15 protein-coding genes and 1 pseudogene are annotated in these 19,883 nt (G+C 67.7%); 11 read left to right on the top strand and 5 right to left on the bottom strand.

The window, feature by feature from the left end; translation table 11 throughout:
- Nucleotides 1–99 precede the first annotated feature (99 nt).
- Complete coding sequence (locus GJG85_RS34160; RefSeq protein ID WP_050014152.1) at nucleotides 100–936, top strand: alpha/beta hydrolase; 837 nt, start codon at nucleotides 100–102, stop codon at nucleotides 934–936.
- A 95-nt stretch (nucleotides 937–1,031) separates the two neighbouring features.
- On the opposite strand, the gene GJG85_RS34155 is transcribed toward GJG85_RS34160, so the two are convergent.
- Nucleotides 1,032–1,739, bottom strand: coding sequence for a DUF3142 domain-containing protein (locus GJG85_RS34155; protein WP_050014153.1), 708 nt, complete (start codon nucleotides 1,737–1,739; stop codon nucleotides 1,032–1,034).
- A 7-nt stretch (nucleotides 1,740–1,746) separates the two neighbouring features.
- Nucleotides 1,747–3,915: a hypothetical protein gene (locus GJG85_RS34150; protein WP_204384604.1), complete on the bottom strand. Its 2,169-nt coding sequence runs from the start codon at nucleotides 3,913–3,915 to the stop codon at nucleotides 1,747–1,749.
- A 451-nt stretch (nucleotides 3,916–4,366) separates the two neighbouring features.
- Here GJG85_RS34150 and GJG85_RS34145 point away from each other — a divergent pair, with 451 nt between their 5' ends.
- The 3 genes and pseudogenes from GJG85_RS34145 (at nucleotide 4,367) to GJG85_RS34135 (ending at nucleotide 7,432) form a co-directional block, all read left to right on the top strand.
- Entirely contained in the window at nucleotides 4,367–5,872 is a 1,506-nt protein-coding gene (locus GJG85_RS34145; RefSeq protein ID WP_204384602.1) for a hypothetical protein, read from the top strand.
- A 32-nt stretch (nucleotides 5,873–5,904) separates the two neighbouring features.
- A complete protein-coding gene (locus GJG85_RS34140) occupies nucleotides 5,905–6,231 on the top strand; it encodes a hypothetical protein (protein WP_124557104.1) in 327 nt (108 codons plus the stop codon).
- A gap of 148 nt (nucleotides 6,232–6,379) precedes the next feature.
- Nucleotides 6,380–7,432, top strand: a pseudogene (locus GJG85_RS34135) (AraC family transcriptional regulator).
- Between the two features lie 46 nt (nucleotides 7,433–7,478).
- Here the strand turns inward: GJG85_RS34135 and GJG85_RS34130 are convergent.
- Both GJG85_RS34130 and GJG85_RS34125 read right to left on the bottom strand, forming a co-directional pair.
- Nucleotides 7,479–8,891: a hypothetical protein gene (locus GJG85_RS34130; protein WP_050014158.1), complete on the bottom strand. Its 1,413-nt coding sequence runs from the start codon at nucleotides 8,889–8,891 to the stop codon at nucleotides 7,479–7,481.
- A gap of 31 nt (nucleotides 8,892–8,922) precedes the next feature.
- On the bottom strand, nucleotides 8,923–9,684 hold the full coding sequence (locus GJG85_RS34125) for a fumarylacetoacetate hydrolase family protein (RefSeq protein WP_050014159.1): 762 nt from the start codon (nucleotides 9,682–9,684) through the stop codon (nucleotides 8,923–8,925).
- 298 nt (nucleotides 9,685–9,982) lie between these two features.
- On the opposite strand from GJG85_RS34125, the gene GJG85_RS34120 reads away from it, so the two are divergent.
- Both GJG85_RS34120 and GJG85_RS34115 read left to right on the top strand, forming a co-directional pair.
- A complete protein-coding gene (locus GJG85_RS34120) occupies nucleotides 9,983–10,462 on the top strand; it encodes a universal stress protein (RefSeq protein WP_050014160.1) in 480 nt (159 codons plus the stop codon).
- Nucleotides 10,463–10,475: 13 nt separating this feature from the next.
- On the top strand, nucleotides 10,476–10,667 hold the full coding sequence (locus tag GJG85_RS34115; protein WP_027786097.1) for a DUF2964 family protein: 192 nt from the start codon (nucleotides 10,476–10,478) through the stop codon (nucleotides 10,665–10,667).
- An 82-nt stretch (nucleotides 10,668–10,749) separates the two neighbouring features.
- On the opposite strand, the gene GJG85_RS34110 is transcribed toward GJG85_RS34115, so the two are convergent.
- On the bottom strand, nucleotides 10,750–11,805 hold the full coding sequence (locus tag GJG85_RS34110) for a tetratricopeptide repeat protein (RefSeq protein ID WP_239469017.1): 1,056 nt from the start codon (nucleotides 11,803–11,805) through the stop codon (nucleotides 10,750–10,752).
- Between the two features lie 562 nt (nucleotides 11,806–12,367).
- On the opposite strand from GJG85_RS34110, the gene GJG85_RS34105 reads away from it, so the two are divergent.
- From GJG85_RS34105 to GJG85_RS34085, 5 genes are read left to right on the top strand one after another with little or no spacing between them, the layout of a single operon-like run.
- Nucleotides 12,368–16,132, top strand: a complete 3,765-nt coding sequence (locus tag GJG85_RS34105; RefSeq protein WP_089490302.1) for a nitrate reductase subunit alpha — start codon at nucleotides 12,368–12,370, stop codon at nucleotides 16,130–16,132.
- On the top strand, nucleotides 16,129–17,664 hold the full coding sequence (gene narH / locus GJG85_RS34100; RefSeq protein WP_089490303.1) for a nitrate reductase subunit beta: 1,536 nt from the start codon (nucleotides 16,129–16,131) through the stop codon (nucleotides 17,662–17,664). The genes GJG85_RS34105 and narH overlap by 4 nt, the downstream gene beginning before the upstream one ends.
- Entirely contained in the window at nucleotides 17,661–18,362 is a 702-nt protein-coding gene (gene narJ / locus GJG85_RS34095) for a nitrate reductase molybdenum cofactor assembly chaperone (protein WP_204384598.1), read from the top strand. Before narH ends, narJ begins: the two co-directional genes overlap by 4 nt.
- Nucleotides 18,363–18,386: 24 nt before the next feature.
- Complete coding sequence (narI, locus tag GJG85_RS34090; protein ID WP_050014164.1) at nucleotides 18,387–19,070, top strand: respiratory nitrate reductase subunit gamma; 684 nt, start codon at nucleotides 18,387–18,389, stop codon at nucleotides 19,068–19,070.
- 12 nt (nucleotides 19,071–19,082) lie between these two features.
- Nucleotides 19,083–19,871: a peptidylprolyl isomerase gene (locus tag GJG85_RS34085; protein WP_050014165.1), complete on the top strand. Its 789-nt coding sequence runs from the start codon at nucleotides 19,083–19,085 to the stop codon at nucleotides 19,869–19,871.
- Nucleotides 19,872–19,883 lie beyond the last annotated feature (12 nt).

Raw genomic sequence — 19,883 nt, 5'->3', positions numbered from 1 at the left:
TCGGCCATCGCATTGCACGATGGCGTCGCGGTTTCACAATAAAGCCGATAATGACGGCGGCCCGTTCGCCACGTTCATCCACCTCACAGGAGCACCGCGATGCCGTACGTCACCACGAAGGACAACGTCGAGATTTTCTACAAGGATTGGGGCCCGAAAGATGCGCAGCCCATCGTGTTCCACCACGGCTGGCCGCTGTCCAGCGACGACTGGGATGCGCAACTGCTGTTCTTCGTCCAGAACGGCTATCGCGTGATCGCGCACGACCGGCGCGGCCATGGCCGCTCGGCGCAGGTGTCGGACGGTCACGACATGGATCATTACGCGGCGGATGCATTCGCGGTCGTCGAGGCGCTCGACCTGCGCAATGCGGTGCATATCGGTCACTCGACCGGCGGCGGCGAAGTGGCGCGCTACGTCGCGAAGCACGGCGAGCCGGCCGGCCGCGTCGCGAAGGCCGTACTGGTCAGCGCGGTGCCGCCGCTGATGCTGAAAACCGAATCGAACCCCGAAGGCCTGCCGCTCGAGGTGTTCGACGGCTTCCGCAAAGCGCTCGCCGACAATCGCGCGCAGTTTTTCCTCGACGTGCCGAGCGGCCCGTTCTACGGGTTCAACCGCGAAGGTGCAACCGTGCATCAGGGCGTGATCCGCAACTGGTGGCGGCAGGGGATGGAAGGCAGCGCGAAGGCGCATTACGACGGCATCAAGGCGTTTTCGGAAACGGATCAGACCGACGACCTGAAGTCGATCTCCGTTCCGACGCTCGTGCTGCATGGCGAGGACGACCAGATCGTGCCGATCGCGGATGCCGCGCTGAAGTCGATCAAGCTGCTGAAGAACGGCACGCTGAAGACGTACCCGGGCTATTCGCACGGGATGCTGACGGTCAACGCCGACGTGCTCAACGCCGATCTGCTCGCGTTCGTGCGGGCGTAAGGATGGCGGCGCCGGCCCGCTGCGGCGGGCGGCGCCGTGATTGAAGGCGGGCGATCCAGCCGCGGCTGCGATCGCCCGCGCCGTGTTTTCACCCGCTAACCGTTGCGCAGGAATACGACATAACCGCGAAACCACGGATTCGACGCGAGATACGGCGGCGCATCCCATTCGCCGCCCTGGATCACGCCGATCCGAAACGGCAGTTGCAGCCGCGCGACGCGCGGCAGGTACGCCGCATAGTCGGGAATCGTGCGGCGGCCCTGGTAGGTCTGCACGACCACCTCGTCGACGATCCCCTTGAGCTGGTTGACCTGGTCGGTATCGATGCGGCTGCTCCAGTCGAGCAGCCCCGTGATGCTGAGCCGGCAATCGGCGGGCAACGTATCGCGCAACGTGCGCAGGAACGCAAGGTAATCCTGAAGATGACGCGTGCCGGCATCGAAGTCGATCTGGATGCCGGCGATCGTGCGACCCGACGCACGCCAGCGTGCGAGCTGCGCGAGCATGATCTGCGTGACGCGCGGCGTCCAGCGCAGCGTATGCGCCCGATAGACGAGCCACACGCGCGCATCGGGCGCGGGCGGCAGCGCGACGCCCTGCGCGATCACGCGCACCTGCGACTCGTCTTGCGGCGACGCTTCGATCTGTCCTTGCAGCACGTAGACGATGCGCGCACCGCGCACGACCGCCTGCGGCTTCACGCCCGCCCACAGCCAGAACGCGTCGTACCGCGCGGCGTCGACGGTGCCGCCGAGCGCGACGCGCGCGGCCAGCAGCAGCGCGACGCACGCGATGCGCTTCATGCGGCGCTTACCAGTAGTAGCGGAGCTTCTGCGCCCACGGGCTGCCCGGATAGGCGGTCTTCAGCGTGTCGAACCAGCGCTTGCGCGTGCTCTTCGGCACGTCCTTGCCGCCGCATTCGTTGGAGCCGCCCGGTGCATAGCATTTGATCGCGCGATAGAACGCGTACGCGCGGTCGTTCGGGTTCGCCTGCGTATCGGCCATCACCGTCACGTAGCTCGACATCCGCTCGTACGGCTTGCCCGCGAACTGCGACGGCGTCGCGCCGAGCGTCGGCGGCACGCGCGTGGCGGCCGTATTCGACGCGTTGCGGATCCACAGCGGCACCGGATCGCTTTCGAGGCCGGACATGGGCGGATGCAGCCGCACGAAATCGGCGAGGCAGTTCAGCCCTTTCGGATCGGCGGGATTCTGCTGCAGCGTCGCGGCGATGTCGCGCGCCGACAGGCACGTGTAGCCGTCTTCGTTTTTCGCGCCGGCCGCGACGAACGGCTTCACCGGATCGGTGGGCGTGCCGGGCACCAGCGCGGTATCGGCGAGGAAGTCCGCGTAGTGCGAACGCGTGAGCTCCTTGTACAGCAACGTGTACAGCGCGGTGCTGCGCAGCGCGCCGGTGGTCGCCTGATTCTGCGCCTGCGCGCGCAGCAGGTCGGCATTGGCCGTGCGCTGCAGCAGCACCCCGCGGATCGCGGCGTTCTGCACGGGCGAATCGTCGGCGAACGCGTCGTTGACGAGCCCGGCCTGCTCCAGGTTGATCGCGAGCGCGAGTTCGAGCATTTCGCGCTGGAAGCGGAACGTCGCGAGCGGGATCAGGTCGCGCCACAGCTGGCGGGCCTTGTCGTTCTGGCCGCTGTCCTCCAGCGCGAACCCGCGCAGCGCCTGCTGGCTCAGCCCGAAGTAGTCGAGCGGCGCGGCGGGCGTCTGCGGCAACAGGTCGAGGGCGGCGTCCGGCTTGTGCCCGAGCTGCACGTACCAGGTCGCGAGCAGGTAGTCGTACAGCGCGGGCGCGTTCGCGAAGCGCGGCTTCTGCGCCTGCAGCTCGTCCAGCGTCATCGGCTTGCGGCTCGCATCGGTGCTGTCCGACGTGCGCATGCGCTGCAGGTCGACGGTGGCGAGCACGGTCGGCGACTGGATCTGGCGCGCGTCGAATTCCGACCCGAACAGCAGCTTGCTGTCGAGTTCGTTCGCGAGTTGCATCAGCGGCACGTTCGACGTCGCCGGCGACCAGCGCGCGAGCGCATGGCCGTACAGGTCCGCCTGCTGCGTGACATTGCCGCCGAGCCACGCGACCCGTCGCAACAGCCCGCTCGCGGACACCGCGTAGCGCCCCTTCGGATACACCTTCAGGTAGGTCTGGAACACCGTGTTCGCCGCGTCGAGCGATACCTTCGTCACGCGCGCGCGCGTCGGCGTCGGGCTGTCGTTGTCGAATGCGTTGGCTTGCGCGGCGTTCAACTGCGCGCGCCCGGCCATGTACAGGCCGGTTTCCTTCAGCCACGGGTCCGCGCTGTGCGAGGCGTTCGCGAACGCGCGGGTCGCGGTGAGGAAGTCGGCGCGGTAGAACGCGTTCGTGCCGTCGAGGTACGCGGCGAACTGCTGGCCGAGCGGCGACTTGACCGGCGGCTTCGTCCACGCGGCACTCGCGCCGCCCGCGGCACAGGTCTTCTGCGCGATGTCGGCGCGCGCCGCGCGCAGGCGCGCGGCTTCGTCGGCGGGCAGGCCGCCGGCGCCGCCCAGTGCATCGTTGAACGCGTCCGCGCCCGCGCTCATGCTGCGGCAGATGCTGCCTTCGCCGTCCGCGTACCGGTTCGACGACGCATCGGCATCCGTCCCGCCGCCGGTCTTGTCGGGCGCCTTCTGGCCGATGTCGATCCATCCGGAGAAGTCCATCGGGAACGGCACGATGATCCGGTCGATCCGCTCTTTCGCGGGGATGGTCTTCGGGTCGGGAAACACCTGCGCGACCTTGGCGCTGTCGACCATCATCAGCATCGCGTTGATGCGCGTGTCGTTGGCGGGCGTCAGCATCGGTACGTTGCCGCACGAGTAGGACGTCTGCCGGAGCGTGTTCGGCACGCAGCAGCCGTCGTCTCCGCTCGCATGGGCGGCCGGCATCCACAGCAGGCTGGCCGCCAGCGCGGCGAACAGGTTTCGGTTCAGCGTCGGGTTTCTTGGCATTTTTCTTGTGTCGGGTAGGGGGCCGCGACGGCCGGTTCTCTCAGGGGGCGCGTTGCCCCGGCGCGTATCGTACCTCACGGGCCGTCATGTCCGGCAGTGTGCCGGCCTGCCAGCCGCGCCGGGGGCCGGCGCCCGCGAAACGGAAATCCACTCAGTGTGGACGCAACGCCACCTTGAATCCGGATCGCTTGAATTAAGATGCAGCCGGCAGTGGTGGACGTCCGACGATGGACGACCTGACGGGGGCCGCGCTGCACGACGGGGAGGGCTGCCGAAAGCGGCATTCGCGTTGATCCGCACGACGGAAGCGATCATGAAATGGACACGGGAAGATGCCGGTTTCCATGCCTGTTCAATAGCATTGCTTAACGATTGTGCGGGCGAAACGATGCGCCGTATCCGCCCAACGGCAGACGAGAGTACGCCGACAAATGAAAACAAGAGGATTCCGATGAAACCCATTACATGGATGGTCATGGCGGCCGCGCTCGCACTGACCGCATGCGGCGGCGACGATGTCGCGACGAACGGCGGCGCGTCGTCGTCGACGCCGACGAATCCCGGTTCGCCGTCCGGCTCGACGTCGCCCGGCGGCGGGTCGACAGGCGGCCCGACCGGCGGCGGCGCCACGCAGCCGCAGGCCGGCTGGTCGACGGCCGCCGCGGTGGACGGCAAGGGGCCGGAGGGCGCCCCGAGCGTGACGATCGACGCGAGCGGCAATGCGCTCGCCACGTGGATGACCAACGGCCCGACCGGCGCGAACGGCAACGAGATGTGGGGCGCGCGCTATGCCGCTGGCTCGGGCTGGGGAACCGCGACGCGGCTCGACACGGGCGACGGCTCGCATTCGATGAACACGACGAGCTCGAGCCCGTCGCGCGTGGTCGGCAACGCGAGCGGGCAGGCCGTCGCGTTCTGGACCGAATGGATGCCGGGCCCGAACACGTATGCGCTGTGGGCACGCCCGTACAGCCCGGCCGGCGGCTGGGGCGCGGCGTTCGAAGTCGCGCCGGACGTGACGGGGTCGACCTATTCGGCCGGCATCGACGGCCAGGGCAACGCGCTCGTCGCGTGGACGCAGTCGATCAGCCTGCTCGATACGCGTATCGCATGGACGCGCTACACGCAGTCCGGACAGTGGTCGCCGACGGCGCTGATCCAGATGCCGGTGCAGACCGGGCCGGGCGCGGTGACCGGCGACACCGACAACGTGGGGCCGATGATCTCGGTGCTGTCGTCCGGCCGCGCCGTGCTCGCGTGGCGGCAGACCAACCATACGCACTCGGCGCTGTGGACGGCCACGTACGACCCGGCCAACGGCTGGACCGACGTCAATCAGGCCGTATCGAACACGAGCCTGTTCACGACGATCATCTCGCCGGTGGCCGGCATGGACGCGAAGGGCGACATCACGCTGCTCTGGGGGCAGCTCGACGTGACGGGCGGGAAGCTCACCACCACCACGATGTCGCAACGCTACGTGTCCGGCACCGGGTGGCAGCCGTCGCAACCCGTCGCGCCCGCCATCGTCGAGCCGACCGGTTTCATCGCGACGCCGATGCTCGCCGTCAACGAGAACGGCGTGGCCGCCGCGATGTGGGCGGAAGGCGGCGCGGCGCTGCAGGTGAGCGTGTCCGATGCCAGCGGCAACTGGGGGCCGTTGCAGCGGCTGACCGAACACCTGAACGGCGCGGCACTCCAGTACCCGCCGCTCGTGGTCGATGCGGGCGGCAACGTGACGGCCGCGTGGCAGGACACCGGTTTGCCGGGTGCGTCGGCCGTCATCGCGGCCAGCTACCGGAAGGGCGCGTGGAGCGCGTCGACGGTGGCGCCGCAGAGCGCGTCGTGGCCCGCGCTGGCCGTCAACGCGACGGGAGCGATGGCGCTGCTCTGGCAATCGTACGTCGCGACGATCGGCAGCCAGATCCAGGCCAGCTTTTATACGCCGGGCACGTAAGCGCCTCGCATTGGGAAATCGAAGGAGAAACCATGAAGCAAACCTTGCATTGCACCGTACGGACCGCGCTGGGCGTCACGGTCGCCGGCCTCGTGCTCGCCGCGTGCGGCTCGACGCAGATGAACATGGTCGACGTGCAGACGTCGACCGCGAAGACGCTCGGGCTCGCGTCGTCGGACGAGATCACGATCGCCAACGTCCAGTACGGGAAGAAGGACGGGCTCGGCGGCCAGAAGGTGAGTTACGACGCGACGACCGGCAAGGGGCGGCGTTTCGGCTGTACGGTGTTCATGATTCCGGGGCTCACGCCGATCGATCGGCCGACGTACAACAACTGGGAATGCCATCCGCAACGCTGATGGCCGCGATGAGGACCGCGCCCGCCATCGGGCGTCGGTCGATCGCTTAGGGGCACGATGCATCGCGTGGGCCTTGCGCCCGCGCAATTTGGTCCGATAATCGACGAACCGATTCTTTCCTGCCCGCCGGTTCGATAAAAAAACTGTCATGGATCAAGCTGCATTTGTCCCTGTTTTCAAGTTCCGCACGATCGACTACCCCGAGCCGGACCGGTTCCACGTCTGGGTCAAGGACATGCTGTGCGACTATCGCCTCGACGACGACGGCGGCCACGGCCCGTGCGACGCGGAAGCCAGCGGCGCGGCGCTCGGCCCGCTGATCTTGTCGGGCCGGCACTGGCACTCGCGCGCGCCGACCTATACGGTTCGCCGCACCCCCCGGCGGATCCGGCTCGACGGGCAGGATTCGATCCGCTTCACGTTGCTGCTCGGCGGTCGGCTCGCGAGCCATACCGGCGGCCCCGAATTGATCAAGGGCGCCGGCGACCTGTTCGTCTACGACGTCGCGCAGATCAACGACTGCAAGGTCGAGGCCGGCGACGTGATCAGCCTCGTCGTGCCCCGCTACCTGCTACCGAGCCATGCGGCGCAGATGCACGGCCAGACGCTGACGAGCGGCGTGGGCCGGCTGGTCGCCGATCAGATGCTGTCGCTGTTCCGGAACCTGCCGAACCTTCGCATGCAGGACGTGCCGAGCATCGTGCAAGCGATGCTGTTGCTGCTGGCCGCGGCGGTGTCGCCGACCGCGCAGGCGTTGAACGACGCGCGCGGCCCGATCGAGCATGCGCTGGTCGACCGCGTGCGTCGCTACATCGACGTGCATTTGCTGGAGCCGGATCTGACGCCCGAACGGATCTGCCGCGACATCGGCGTATCGCGGGCGCGGCTCTATCAGTTGTTCAAGGAAGAGGGCGGCGTGATGCGGCAGATCACGCGGCGGCGCTTGCGTCACGCGTAGCACGTGCTCGGCGATCCGCAGCGCCGGCATCAGCGCATCGCGGAAATCGCGTGGGCGCACGGCTTTCCCGACGAGAAGTATTTCCACCGGCTGTTCAAGGCGGAATTCGGCCACACGCCGAAGGAGACGCTCGAGTGCGCGGCCGCGCCGATCCTGCTGCCGTGCGGTGCGACCGATGGGCGCTGGGGCGACGGCGGCCGGCTGGCGGGGTGGACGCTGCCGTTCGGGGTGCTCACCAACTGAGCGGTCCATGCGCGAGCGCCGTGCGGCGGCCGGCTGTATTCGCGCATCACGCGCACACGCTGCTGGCGATGCCTCCGTCGTCCATCTCGTCCAGCGCGGCGCGCAAGTCGTCGATGGCCACCATCAGCTCACGCACCTGCCGTAACGACGGGTACTGATGCAGCACGGCCTGCCATTGCGGCAGGGTCAGCAGCGCGTGCCAGATGACGCCGAGGCCGTCCGGATCGGCATCCGGCCGTTGCGCGAACACGCTCGCGTATTCGAGGCTCGCCTGCGCGGACAGCAGCTGCATCCGGCTCGCGGCGCTCAGCAGCCGCGGCGTCGCATCCGCCGACGCGTCGCAGCAATACAGCACTTCGCGGGGCAGCGCCGCTTCGTCGGTCGTCAGCGCATGCAGCGATGCGCCATGCACGCGTACCGTGCCCTGGTGCGTCTCGAACGCATAGACCGTGTCGGGGGCCGCCTGCGCGAGCAGGGTCAGGCCGCGCAGCAGCCGCGGCAGATCGGTCGTCGCGGCATCCGCGGACGCCTTCGCCTCGACGAGGAAGCGCACGTTCCACGCGGGCGCCGGGTCGTTGCCGCGCGCGCGTTCGAGCAGGATCGCATCCCATTCGGTTTTCGCGCGGTCGTGCCGGCCCGGGATCGACGACGGCACGCGCATCGACGTGACGACGCGGTAGGTGCGCTGCTCGTCCACCGCGTCGAGCCTGCGCGCCAGTGCGTCGAGCGCCTGCGCCGCCAGCGCTTCGACGGCCGCGCCGCGCTGCTGCGACGCGACGCCCTGCGCGACGGCGACCGTGCTGCCGACGAGCGGCCCCTGCCGGACCCACAGCGCGCGGTAGCGACGGACGTCCTCGTCCGCGGCCAGCGCATCGAGCCGCAGCATGCGTTCGAGCGCGGGGCTGTCCTTCAGTTTGACGATGTCCTGCTCGAACGCCGCGTCGGTCGCCATCTCGGGCAGTGCGAGCAGATGCGCGAGTGCCGCGTGCAGCTCGGCCCACGACGCCGAAGTGGCCGCCGCATGCAGGCGCGCGAGGCCGTCGCGTTGCCAGGCCTGGGCGCTTCGTTCGAGCTTGGCCGGGTGCGCGATCGCATTGACGGCCGAGTGGAGCGCGCGCCGGTCCTGCTCGGCGTGCGCGGACAACGACGCGTATTCGCGCACGTTCGGCGCATCGTGACGCAGCACCGACGCCTGAAACGACGGATCGCCGGATGACGGATCCATCGCGTCGCGGATCATCCGCGCGAGCGCATCGATGAAGCGCTGCCGCAAGTCGGCGCCGGGCGCGTGGCCGTCCGCCCGCATCCTGCGCGCTTCCTCGATCACGATCGCCAGCGCGGTGGCCGGATTCGTCGCGTCGGTCAGCGACGACGCGCGCTCGAGCGGCGGCAGCCGGTAACGGCGCGCGACGGCGCGCAGGATGGCGTCGAGCAGGGCGGGAAGCGGTGTCAGCGACATGGCGGTCTGGGCGAGAAAGAGACCTGACCCGTCAAGCGGTCAGCGTCACCGACAGGCTGCCGAGCTCGCCGAAGCGCACCGTCAGCGCATCGCCGAGCGGCACGTCGATCGCGCCCGCGTACGAGCCCGTCGTCACGATCTGGCCGGCGCGCACCGCGTCGCCGCGCGACGCGAGGAAATTGACGAGCCATACCAGCGGCTTCAGCGGATCGCCGTCCGGATGGCGGCCGTCGATCGTGCGGTTCAGCGCGCCTTCGAACGATAGCGCGAGCGTCGCGAGCGGCACGTTCAGCCCGTCGGGCACGACCGGGCCGACGCACAGCCCCTGGTTGAATTGCCCGTCGGCCAGCAGCTCGAACTTCGATGCGCGCGCCGGTTCCGCATAGCGGCAGCCGAGTACCTCGAGCACGATGCGCACTTCCCGGATCGCCGCGCGCACGTCGCCTTCGTCATACGGCTGCGCGCGCGCGGGCAGGTCGCGATCGAGCACGAACGCGATTTCCGGCTCGATCCGCACGATCGGCCCGCCGACGACGCGGTACGGCGCATCGGCTTCGCGGATCGTCGACGCGAAGATCGGCGCGAGGATCACGCGATCGGGCGGCGGCAGCGCGCATTTCCATCCGCCGACGGGTTCGCCGAGCAGATCGGCCACGCGCTGCTGGATCGCGAGCGCGGTGTCGATGTCGTCGGGGCGCAGTGCATCGGGCAACAGCGGGCCGGGCGAGCCGGCATGGCGGGCGGCGACGAGATGCTGGGCGGCGCCGTCCACGCGTTCGGTAGTCGTTGTCATGTCGGTTGAGCGAGTTGAAAGTGGGGCCGGCAAAAAAGGGCCGGACGAAAGTCGCATAGTCGATGATAGCGCCTTCGGCGCGATGGGCGCTCGAAAGGGCAGCGGCGTCCGCATCGCCTGCCCGGTTCGGGGGCTGAGCGACAACGCAAGCCGGCCGCTTCCCGTCGCGTCGCTTTGCCGCATGCGGCGGTAGCGCCGGAGCTTGACCGCCGTCAACATCCGGACCCGCCGCCGGCCGATGATGGTGGCATGGCCGCACGCGACAGCGCGTGCGGCAACTCACCCCAGCGAGGTTCGCATGTACGAGAAAATCATGGTGGCCGTCGACGGCAGCGCTTCGTCGAAACAGGCGCTCGCCGAAGCCGTGAAGGTGGCGCTGGCGGGCGACACGCCCGTCAACGCGGTGTATGTGGTCGACAAGTCGGTGCTGTTTACGTATGCGGGCCGTCTCGATCCGCACGCGCTCGTCGAGGAAATCCGCGACGACGGGCGCAAGGTGCTGCGCGAAGCCGAACAGATCATCGCGCTGGCCGGCGCGAAGGGCGAAGCCGAACTCGTCGAGACCGAGAGCATCGGCGAGGACGTCGCGGAACGCCTGCAACGCTACGTGAACGAGCACGGGATCGATCTCGCGGTGGTCGGTACGCACGGGCGGCGCGGCATCCGGCGCGTGCTGCTCGGCAGCGTCGCCGAGCGTTTCGTGCGCGGCTCGAAGTGCCCGGTGCTGCTGATTCGCGGCGACGACGCCGACGCGGCGGCCGCAGCGGCCGCGGCATGACGCGGCGCGCGCGATGATACGCCGCCAGTACCGGATCGTCGTCGCGGCGATCGCCGTGTTCGTGTCGCTCGCCGGCATGATGGCCGTCGTGACGGGCCTGCTGTTCGATGCCGCGACGGCGCTGCGCGGCGGCGCGCTCGCGTTGATCGTCGGCGTCGCGGGCTTCGTCGTGATGCTGAACCCGGGGCCGAAAGGCGAGGAGTGACCCGCACGGGCGGGGCGGCGGCGCACGTTCGTCGACGGTTCCGCGACGACTGGCGACAGCCGTTACGCCGCCGCGATGTCGCCTAGTCGCTTGTCGTCGACGGCGCGTTCGGGCCGTCCTGCCCGTTCCCAATCATCAGCCGCTTCAACGTTTGCGCCAGCTCGGTGCTCTCCGGCTGAATCTTCCCTGCCTGCGCGAACGCGTCGCGCGCCTCATCCTGGCGCCCCAGCTTCCACAGCACTTCGCCCTTGTGCGCCAGCGCGGTCGCATGCGCTTCGCGTGCAGCGCTTGCTTCGTCGCCGTCCGCCGCGAAGGTCGCTATCGAGCGGTCGAACCACATGAGCGCTTCGTCGTGGCGGCCGACGCGATACAGCGCCCAGCCCTTGCTGTCGAGCGCATACGCATCCGCCGGTTGCTTCGCGAGATACGCGTCGATCATCGCGAGCCCGCGCTCGACTTCCACGCCTGCGTCGACGAGCCGATAGCCGACGTCGTTCAGGTGATCGTCGGAAATGCCGCCGAGGTCGAGCACGGCGGCGATACGCGCCGTGTCGCGTTCCGAGATGGCCAGCGACAGCAGCTTGGCGACGATCTGCTGCCGTAATTCGCCGCCGACCCGGTTGCCGTTGGCGATCAGGCTGCCGAGATATTGCGTGTACAGGTCCGGCGTGCCGGGCGCGTTCGTGCCGTTCGCGATGGCCGCGCCCGGGCCCGCGCACCAGTCGGTGTCGTCGGGGGCGATCAGCACGCTGGTGGAGAGATTGATGTTCCGACGCGTACGCGATTGCGCGTAGTAGGTATTGCCACGGGCATCCGAATAGCCGCACGCGAGATATTCGTCCTGGACGTCCAGCACGTACGGCACGCCGCCGAGCGGCGCGTCGCTGGACGAATCGACCAGGCGGAACGATTGACCCATCTCGCCTTCGCCGATGATCGGGTTGAACACCCACTGCTGCTCCGGATGGAACTTCGGCAGCCGGATCCTGGCCGTGCGGCCGGCCGCGTCCGTCGTGCCGAAGATCACGTTGTCGTGCTCGGCCGATTTGCCGGGCAGCCCCGCGATGGCCTGGTCCGGCAGGAACAGCCGATAGCGCGCATTCGGCAGCGGTCGTTGCGTGACCGGGTCGCGCAACACGAATCGATGAACGTAAGCCCCGTTGCCGAACGACGCCGTCGGCGGGACGTAGGTGCGGGCGTGGGCGGCGGGCAGGGCGGCGCACCCGATCGCTGCTGCGACACAGGCAGTGAAAAGGCGTGATGTCATGAAAATGCGGTTCTTATTGGTGGCGATGTCATTGGCCGACGGCCGGTAAAACGGTCGAACGCATTGCGCGGTCTTCCATGAACGGCCCGCTGCCGGCCGGCGATTCCGCATGACACCGTCGTTCGTTCAATGCCATTCGATGCGGTTGAGTCCGATGTCCCGATTCAACGGAAAACGAACCAGCAGGACGCGGCACTGCCGTGCGAAGCATAGCAGGCGACACTATCGGTCCCTATTTCTGGACGTTGCAGCTCGATGAACGATGCCGTGATTTGTATCAAGTTGTGATACGTCGATCCGAAAGACAATTCATTCGAGCCGGACGAAAAGGATGCAGAAGGCGGACTGATTCCAATCCGACCGTCCTTTACAACCAGCATTTCCCCTCCTTAAATAATCAGGGTCTGCCAAAGACCGGAAAAACGAGATCCCCATGAGCCATTTCCTGGATAGATTGCGTTATTTCTCCACCACGAGGCCACGCTTTTCAGACGGGCACGGCGCCGTCACCGACGAAGACCGCAAGTGGGAAGACGGTTACCGGATGCGCTGGCAGCACGACAAGATCGTGCGCTCGACCCACGGCGTGAATTGCACGGGTTCCTGCTCGTGGAAGGTCTATGTGAAAGGCGGGATCGTCACCTGGGAAACCCAGCAGACCGACTATCCGCGCACGCGTCCCGACATGCCGAACCACGAGCCGCGCGGCTGCTCGCGCGGCGCGTCGTACTCGTGGTACCTGTACAGCGCGAACCGCCTGAAGCATCCGATGGTGCGCAGCGCGCTCGTGAAGCTGTGGCGCGAACGCCGCCGCACGCTCGCGCCCGTCGACGCATGGCGCTCGATCGTCGACGACGATGAAGCACGGCGCTCGTACCAGAGCCGGCGCGGGCTCGGCGGCTTCGTGCGCGCGAGCTGGGACGAGGTCAACGAGATCGTTGCGGCCGCAAACGTCTACACGGTGGCGCGCTACGGTCCCGATCGCGTGGTCGGCTTCTCGCCGATTCCGGCGATGTCGATGGTGTCGTACGCAGCGGGCTCGCGCTACCTGTCGCTGATCGGCGGCGTGTGCCTGAGCTTCTACGACTGGTATTGCGACCTGCCGCCCGCGTCGCCGCAGACCTGGGGCGAGCAGACCGACGTGCCGGAATCGGCCGACTGGTACAACTCCACGTTCATCATGATGTGGGGCTCCAATGTCCCGCAGACGCGCACGCCCGACGCGCACTTCCTCGTCGAGGCGCGGTATCGCGGCACCAAGGTCGTGTCGGTGTTTCCCGACTACTCGGAAGGCGCGAAGTTCGGCGACCTGTGGCTGCACCCGAAGCAGGGCACCGACGCGGCGCTCGCGCTCGCGATGGGCCACGTGATCCTGAAGGAATTTCATCTTGCAGGGAAGAGCGATTATTTCGCCGACTACTGCAAGCGCTACACCGACATGCCGTGCCTCGTGCGGCTCGTGCCGCACGGCGACGGCTACGTGCCCGAGCGCCTCGTGCGCGCATCCGACTTCGACGACGCGCTCGACGAAGCCGCGCATCCGCAGTGGAAGACCGTGATGATCGACGACGCGAACGGCGAGTTCGTCGTGCCGGTCGGCTCGATCGGCTTCCGCTGGGGTCAACAGGCGGACGCCGACAAGGGCAAGTGGAACCTGCGCGGCGAGACGTCGAAGGGCGCGGTGCTGTCGCCGCGGTTGTCGTGCACGGCCGCGCACGACGACGTGGTCGACGTGCTGTTCCCGTATTTCGGCAACCAGCCGCACGCGCACTTCAACTCGACGCAGCATGCGTCCGTGCTGTCGCGCCGGATCGGCGTGCGGCGCATCGCGACGCGCAACGGCGACATGCTGGTCGCGACCGTCTATGACCTGTTCGTCGCGAACTACGGGCTCGACCAGGGGCTCGGCGGGCGCGACGTGGCCGCGAGCTACGACGACGATCTGCCGTACACGCCGGCGTGGCAGGAAGCGATCACCGGCGTGAAGCGCGCGGACGTGATCTCGGTCGCGCGGCAGTTCGCGGAGAACGCGCACAAGACGCAGGGCAAGTCGATGGTGATCATCGGCGCGGGGATCAACCACTGGTTCCACATGGACATGTCGTACCGCGCGATCATCAACATGTTGATCATGTGCGGCTGCATCGGCAAGCCCGGCGGCGGCTGGTCGCACTACGTGGGCCAGGAGAAGCTGCGGCCGCAGACGGGGTGGACCGCGCTCGCATTTGCGCTCGACTGGAACCGCCCGCCGCGCCAGATGAATGCGACGTCGTTCTTCTACGCACATACCGACCAGTGGCGCTACGACCCGATGGATCCGGCCGCGCTGCTGTCGCCGCTTGCGGACAAGTCGCGGTTCCACGGCGCGCCGATCGACTACAACGTGCGCGCGGAGCGGATGGGCTGGCTGCCGTCCGCGCCGCAGTTGTCGGTGAATCCACTGAAGGTCGGCGCGAGCCTGGGAGACCCGTCGCAGGCGGGTGCGGACGTCGCGCGGCAGTTGCAGGCCGGCGCGCTGCGGATGGCGTGCGAGGACCCGGACGCACCGGACAACTTCCCGCGCAACCTGTTCGTATGGCGCTCGAACCTGCTCGGCTCGTCGGGCAAAGGCCACGAGTACTTCCTGAAGCACCTGCTCGGCACCACTCACGGCGTGCAGGGCGAGGACCTCGGCGCGACCGGTGGCCGGCGTCCCGAGGAGGTGACGTGGCACGACGAAGCGCCGCGCGGCAAGCTCGATCTGCTCGTGACGCTCGACTTCCGCATGTCGACGACCTGCATGTACTCGGATGTCGTGCTGCCGACCGCGACGTGGTACGAGAAGGACGACATGAACACGTCCGACATGCACCCGTTCATCCATCCGTTGTCGGCGGCGGTCGATCCCGCGTGGGAATCGAAGAGCGACTGGGAGATCTTCAAGGGGATCGCGAAGCGCTTCTCCGAGCTGTGCGACGGGCATCTCGGCGTCGAGCGCGACGTCGTGCTCGCGCCGATCGCGCACGATACGCCGGGCGAACTCGCGCAACCGTTCGACGTGCAGGACTGGAAGCGCGACGAATGCGAACCGGTGCCGGGCCGCACGATGCCGGCGGTGGTCGCGGTCGAACGCGACTATCCGAACACGTATGCGCGCTTCACGTCGCTCGGCCCGCTGATGGACAAGCTCGGCAACGCCGGAAAGGGCATCGGCTGGGATGCGAAAGACGAAGTGAAGCTGCTCGGCGAACTGAACTACAAGGTCGCTCACGGCGCCGCGCAAGGGCGCCCGCGGATCGACACCGCACTCGATGCGGCCGAGGTGATCCTCGCGCTCGCACCTGAAACCAACGGCGAAGTGGCGGTGAAGGCATGGTGCGCGCTGTCCGGCATCACCGGCATCGATCACACGCACCTGGCCGCCGCGCGCGCGGACGAGAAGATTCGTTTCCGCGACATCCAGGCGCAACCGCGCAAGATCATTTCATCGCCGACGTGGAGCGGGATCGAATCCGAGCACGTGTCGTACAACGCCGGCTACGTGAACGTGCATGAACTCGTGCCGTGGCGCACGATGAGCGGCCGCCAGCAGCTCTATCAGGATCACGCGTGGATGCGTGCATTCGGCGAATCGCTGTGCGCGTACAAGCCGCCGGTCGATACGGGCAGCTACGAACACATGGTCGGCACGCGCTCGAACGGCAACCCCGAACGTGTGCTGAACTTCCTGACGCCGCATCAGAAGTGGGGCATCCACAGCACGTACACGGACAACCTGCTGATGCTGACGCTGTCGCGCGGCGGGCCGATCGTGTGGATGTCGGAGGACGACGCGAAGGCGATCGGCGCGGTCGATAACGACTGGATCGAGTGCTACAACGCGAACGGCGCATTGTGCGCGCGGGCGGTGGTGAGCCAGCGGATTCCGTCCGGGATGGTGATGATGTATCACGCGCAGGAGAAGATCGTGAATACGCCGGGCTCCGAGATCACCGGCACGCGCGGCGGCATCCACAACTCGGTCACGCGCATCGCGCTGAAGCCGACCCATATGATCGGCGGCTACGCGCAGCTCGCGTACGGGTTCAACTACTACGGCACGGTCGGCTCGAATCGCGACGAATTCCTGATCGTGCGCAGGATGAACAGGGTCGACTGGCTCGACGGCGAAGAAGCCGCGACCGATACGTCGAACGTCCGCACCGGAGAAACGTCATGAAGATACGCGCACAGATCGCGATGGTGCTGAACCTCGACAAGTGCATCGGGTGCCATACGTGCTCGGTGACCTGCAAGAACGTGTGGACGAGCCGCGAAGGGATGGAATACGCGTGGTTCAACAACGTCGAGACGAAACCGGGCATCGGCTATCCGAAGGACTGGGAGAACCAGGACCGCTGGCGTGGCGGGTGGCAGCGGCGCGCGGACGGCAGGATCGAGCCGCGACTCGGCGGCAAGTGGCGGTTGCTCGCGCAGATCTTCGCGAACCCGCATTTGCCCGAGATCGACGACTACTACGAGCCGTTCACGTTCGACTACGCGCATCTTCAGGAAGCCGGCAACACGCGTGCGATGCCGGTCGCGCGGCCGCGCTCGCTGATCAGCGGCCAGCGACTCGAGAAGATCGAGTGGGGGCCGAACTGGGAGGAAATTCTCGGCGGCGAATTCGAGAAGCGCGCGAAGGACACCAACTTCGAGAACGTGCAGAAGGACATCTACGGGCAGTTCGAGAACACCTTCATGATGTACCTGCCGCGCCTGTGCGAGCACTGCCTGAACCCCGCGTGCGTCGCGGCGTGCCCGTCGGGCTCGATCTACAAGCGCGAGGAAGACGGCATCGTGCTGATCGACCAGGACAAGTGCCGCGGCTGGCGCATGTGCGTGTCCGGCTGCCCGTACAAGAAGATCTACTACAACTGGCAGAGCGGCAAGGCCGAGAAGTGCATCTTCTGCTATCCGCGTATCGAGGCCGGCCAGCCGACCGTGTGTTCGGAAACCTGCGTGGGCCGCATTCGCTATCTTGGCGTGCTGCTGTACGACGCGGACCGGATCAGCGAGGCGGCCAGCGCGGAGAACGAGAAGGATCTGTACGAAGCGCAACTGTCGCTGTTCCTCGATCCGGAAGACCCGGCCGTGATCGCGCAGGCGGAGCGCGACGGCGTGCCGGCCGCGTGGATCGACGCCGCGCGGCGTTCGCCGACCTACAAGATGGCAATCGACTGGAAGATCGCGTTCCCGCTTCATCCGGAATACCGGACGCTGCCGATGGTCTGGTACGTGCCGCCGCTGTCGCCGATCAACGCGGCCGCCAACAGTGGCGATCTCGGCATGAACGGCTACCTGCCGGACGTCGAATCGCTGCGCATTCCGCTGCGCTATCTGGCGAACCTGCTGACGGCCGGCGACGAAGCGCCCGTGAAGCTCGCGCTCGAACGGCTGCTCGCGATGCGCGCGTTCATGCGCGCGCGCCACGTCGACGGCATCGACGCGCGCGCCGTGCTCGACCAGGTCGGGCTGTCGCTCGCGCAGGTCGAGGAGATGTACCGCTATCTCGCGATCGCGAACTACGAGGATCGCTTCGTGATCCCGACCACACATCGCGAGTATGCGGAGAACGCGTACGACCTGCGCGCGTCGTGCGGCTTCTCGTTCGGCAACGGCTGTTCGGACGGCCGGTCGTCGGCGAGCCTGTTCAGCGCGAAGAAGGAGAAGGGCACACGGACCATTCCGATCCGCGAGGTCTCCCGATGAGCACCGCACCCGATCCGACCTATGCGGCGCTCGCCGCGCTGCTCGACTATCCGGACGACGCGCTCGTCGACGTGCTCGATTCGGTCGAAACGCACCTGCGCGAAGCGGCGCGTTTGCCGAGGACGGTACGCGCCGGGCTCGACCGGTTCTTTGCGTACATGCGCGAGCGCGACCTGCTGACGCTGCAGGAGAACTACGTCGCGCTGTTCGATCGCGGCCGCGCGACGTCGCTGCACCTGTTCGAGCACGTGCACGGCGAATCGCGCGACCGCGGACAGGCGATGGTCGACCTGCTGCAGATGTACGAGCGGCACGGGCTGTTCCTGAACCCGGGCGAACTGCCCGACTATCTGCCCGTGTTCCTCGAATACCTGTCGCGGCTGCCGGCGCCCGATGCGCGCAGCCTGCTCGCTGAAACCGGCGAGATACTGCGCGCGGTGGCCGGCCAGCTCGCGCAGCGCGGCAGTCATTACAGCTTCGTCGTCGGCGCGCTGTTGCCGATGGCGGGCCTCGCACCGGTCGACGCACCGGCCGCCGCGGACGACGACGTCGCCGCCGAGCGGCCGAGCGCCGACGACTACCGCGCGCTCGACGCGTCGTATGCGGACGAAGCCGTGCGCTTCGTCGGCGCTGCAACACCGGCGACCGCGGAGCAGACGGTGCGGTTCCACGACAAGCGGCCGGCCCGCGGCGCGTAAGCGCGGGCCCAACTGGGGAAACACATGAACGCTTACCTGCATCAGTTCCTGTTCGGGATCTACCCGTACATCTGTCTCGCGGTGCTGCTGGTCGGCAGTCTGATCCGCTTCGACCGCGAGCAGTACACGTGGAAAAGCGATTCGTCGCAGCTGCTGCGCCACGGGATGCTGCGGCTCGGCAGCAACCTGTTTCACTGGGGCGTGCTGGTCGTCGTGCTCGGGCACTTCGCGGGCTTCCTGGCGCCGCACTGGCTCGTGTCGCCGTTCCTGTCGGCGTCCGGGCACCAGTTGGTCGCGATGGTGGCGGGCGGCGCGGCCGGCGTCGCGTCGATCGTCGGGCTGACGATCCTGATCTGGCGCCGCCTGGGCGATGCGCGCATCCGCAAGAACAGCCGCACGTCCGACATCGTGATCGTGCTGATGCTGTGGGCGCAGCTCGCGCTCGGGCTCGGCACGGTCGTACTGTCGACGCGCCACATGGACGGCGTGATGTTCGAGCAACTCACCGACTACGTGAAGGGCGTCGTCACGTTCCGCCCGGACATCGCGAGCCTGCTCGTCGGCGTGCCGCTCACGTACCGGCTGCACATCCTGCTCGGCTTCACGATCTTCCTCGTGTCGCCGTTCACGCGGATGGTGCACATCTGGAGCGGGATCGCGTCGATCGCGTACCTGATCCGTCCGTACCAGCTCGTACGCAAGCGCTGAGGAGGAAAAAGCATGAACGAGGTTCTTTCCGAAGTCGCGACGATGCCGCTGATCGTCAACGGCATCGAGATCGACGCTGCGTCGATCTCGGCGGAAGCCGAGCACTACCACGATGCAGCCGATCCGCTCGACGCGGCGCGGCGCACGCTCGCGGTGCGCGAGCTGCTGCGGCAGCGCGCGGTGTCGCTGGCGCTGCTCGACGAAGGCGCGCCGCTCGACGACGCGGCCGTCGACGCGCTGCTCGAACGCGAACTCACGCACGTGCCCGAACCCGATCGCGCGGCTTGCGAGCGTTATTACGCGCAGCACCCGGCGCGCTTTCGCCGCGACGACATCGTCCATGCGAGCCACGTGCTGTTCGCGATGACGGACCGCGTGCCGCTCGCGCCGCTGCGGCAGCGCGCGGAACAGGTGCTCGCCGACGTGGTGGCCGCGCCCGATACGTTCGAAGCGGTCGCGCGCGCGTCGTCGAACTGCCCGTCGGCGGAAGTCGGCGGCAGCCTCGGGCAACTGCTGCGCGGCGACACGGTGCCGGAATTCGAGGCCGCGCTGTTCGATACCGACGGCACCGGCGTGCTGCCCAAACTCGTCAACACGCGCTTCGGCTTCCACATCGTGCGCATCGAGCGCCGCGTGCCGGGCGACACGGTGCCGTTCGACGAAGCCGCCGACCAGATCGCCGCGTACCTCGCGGCGCGCGTGCGGCGGCAGGCGATCCGGCAGTACGTGGCGATTCTCGCGGGCGGCGCACGCGTCGAAGGCGTCGAATTCGACGGTGCGAACGGGCCGCTGGTTCAATGAAACGGGGTTTGG

It is taken from the genome of Burkholderia sp. MS389, assembly GCF_016899425.1.
Lineage (GTDB): Bacteria > Pseudomonadota > Gammaproteobacteria > Burkholderiales > Burkholderiaceae > Burkholderia > Burkholderia sola.
Note: the sequence above shows the minus strand (reverse complement) of the source record. Positions and strands in the feature narration are given on the sequence as shown.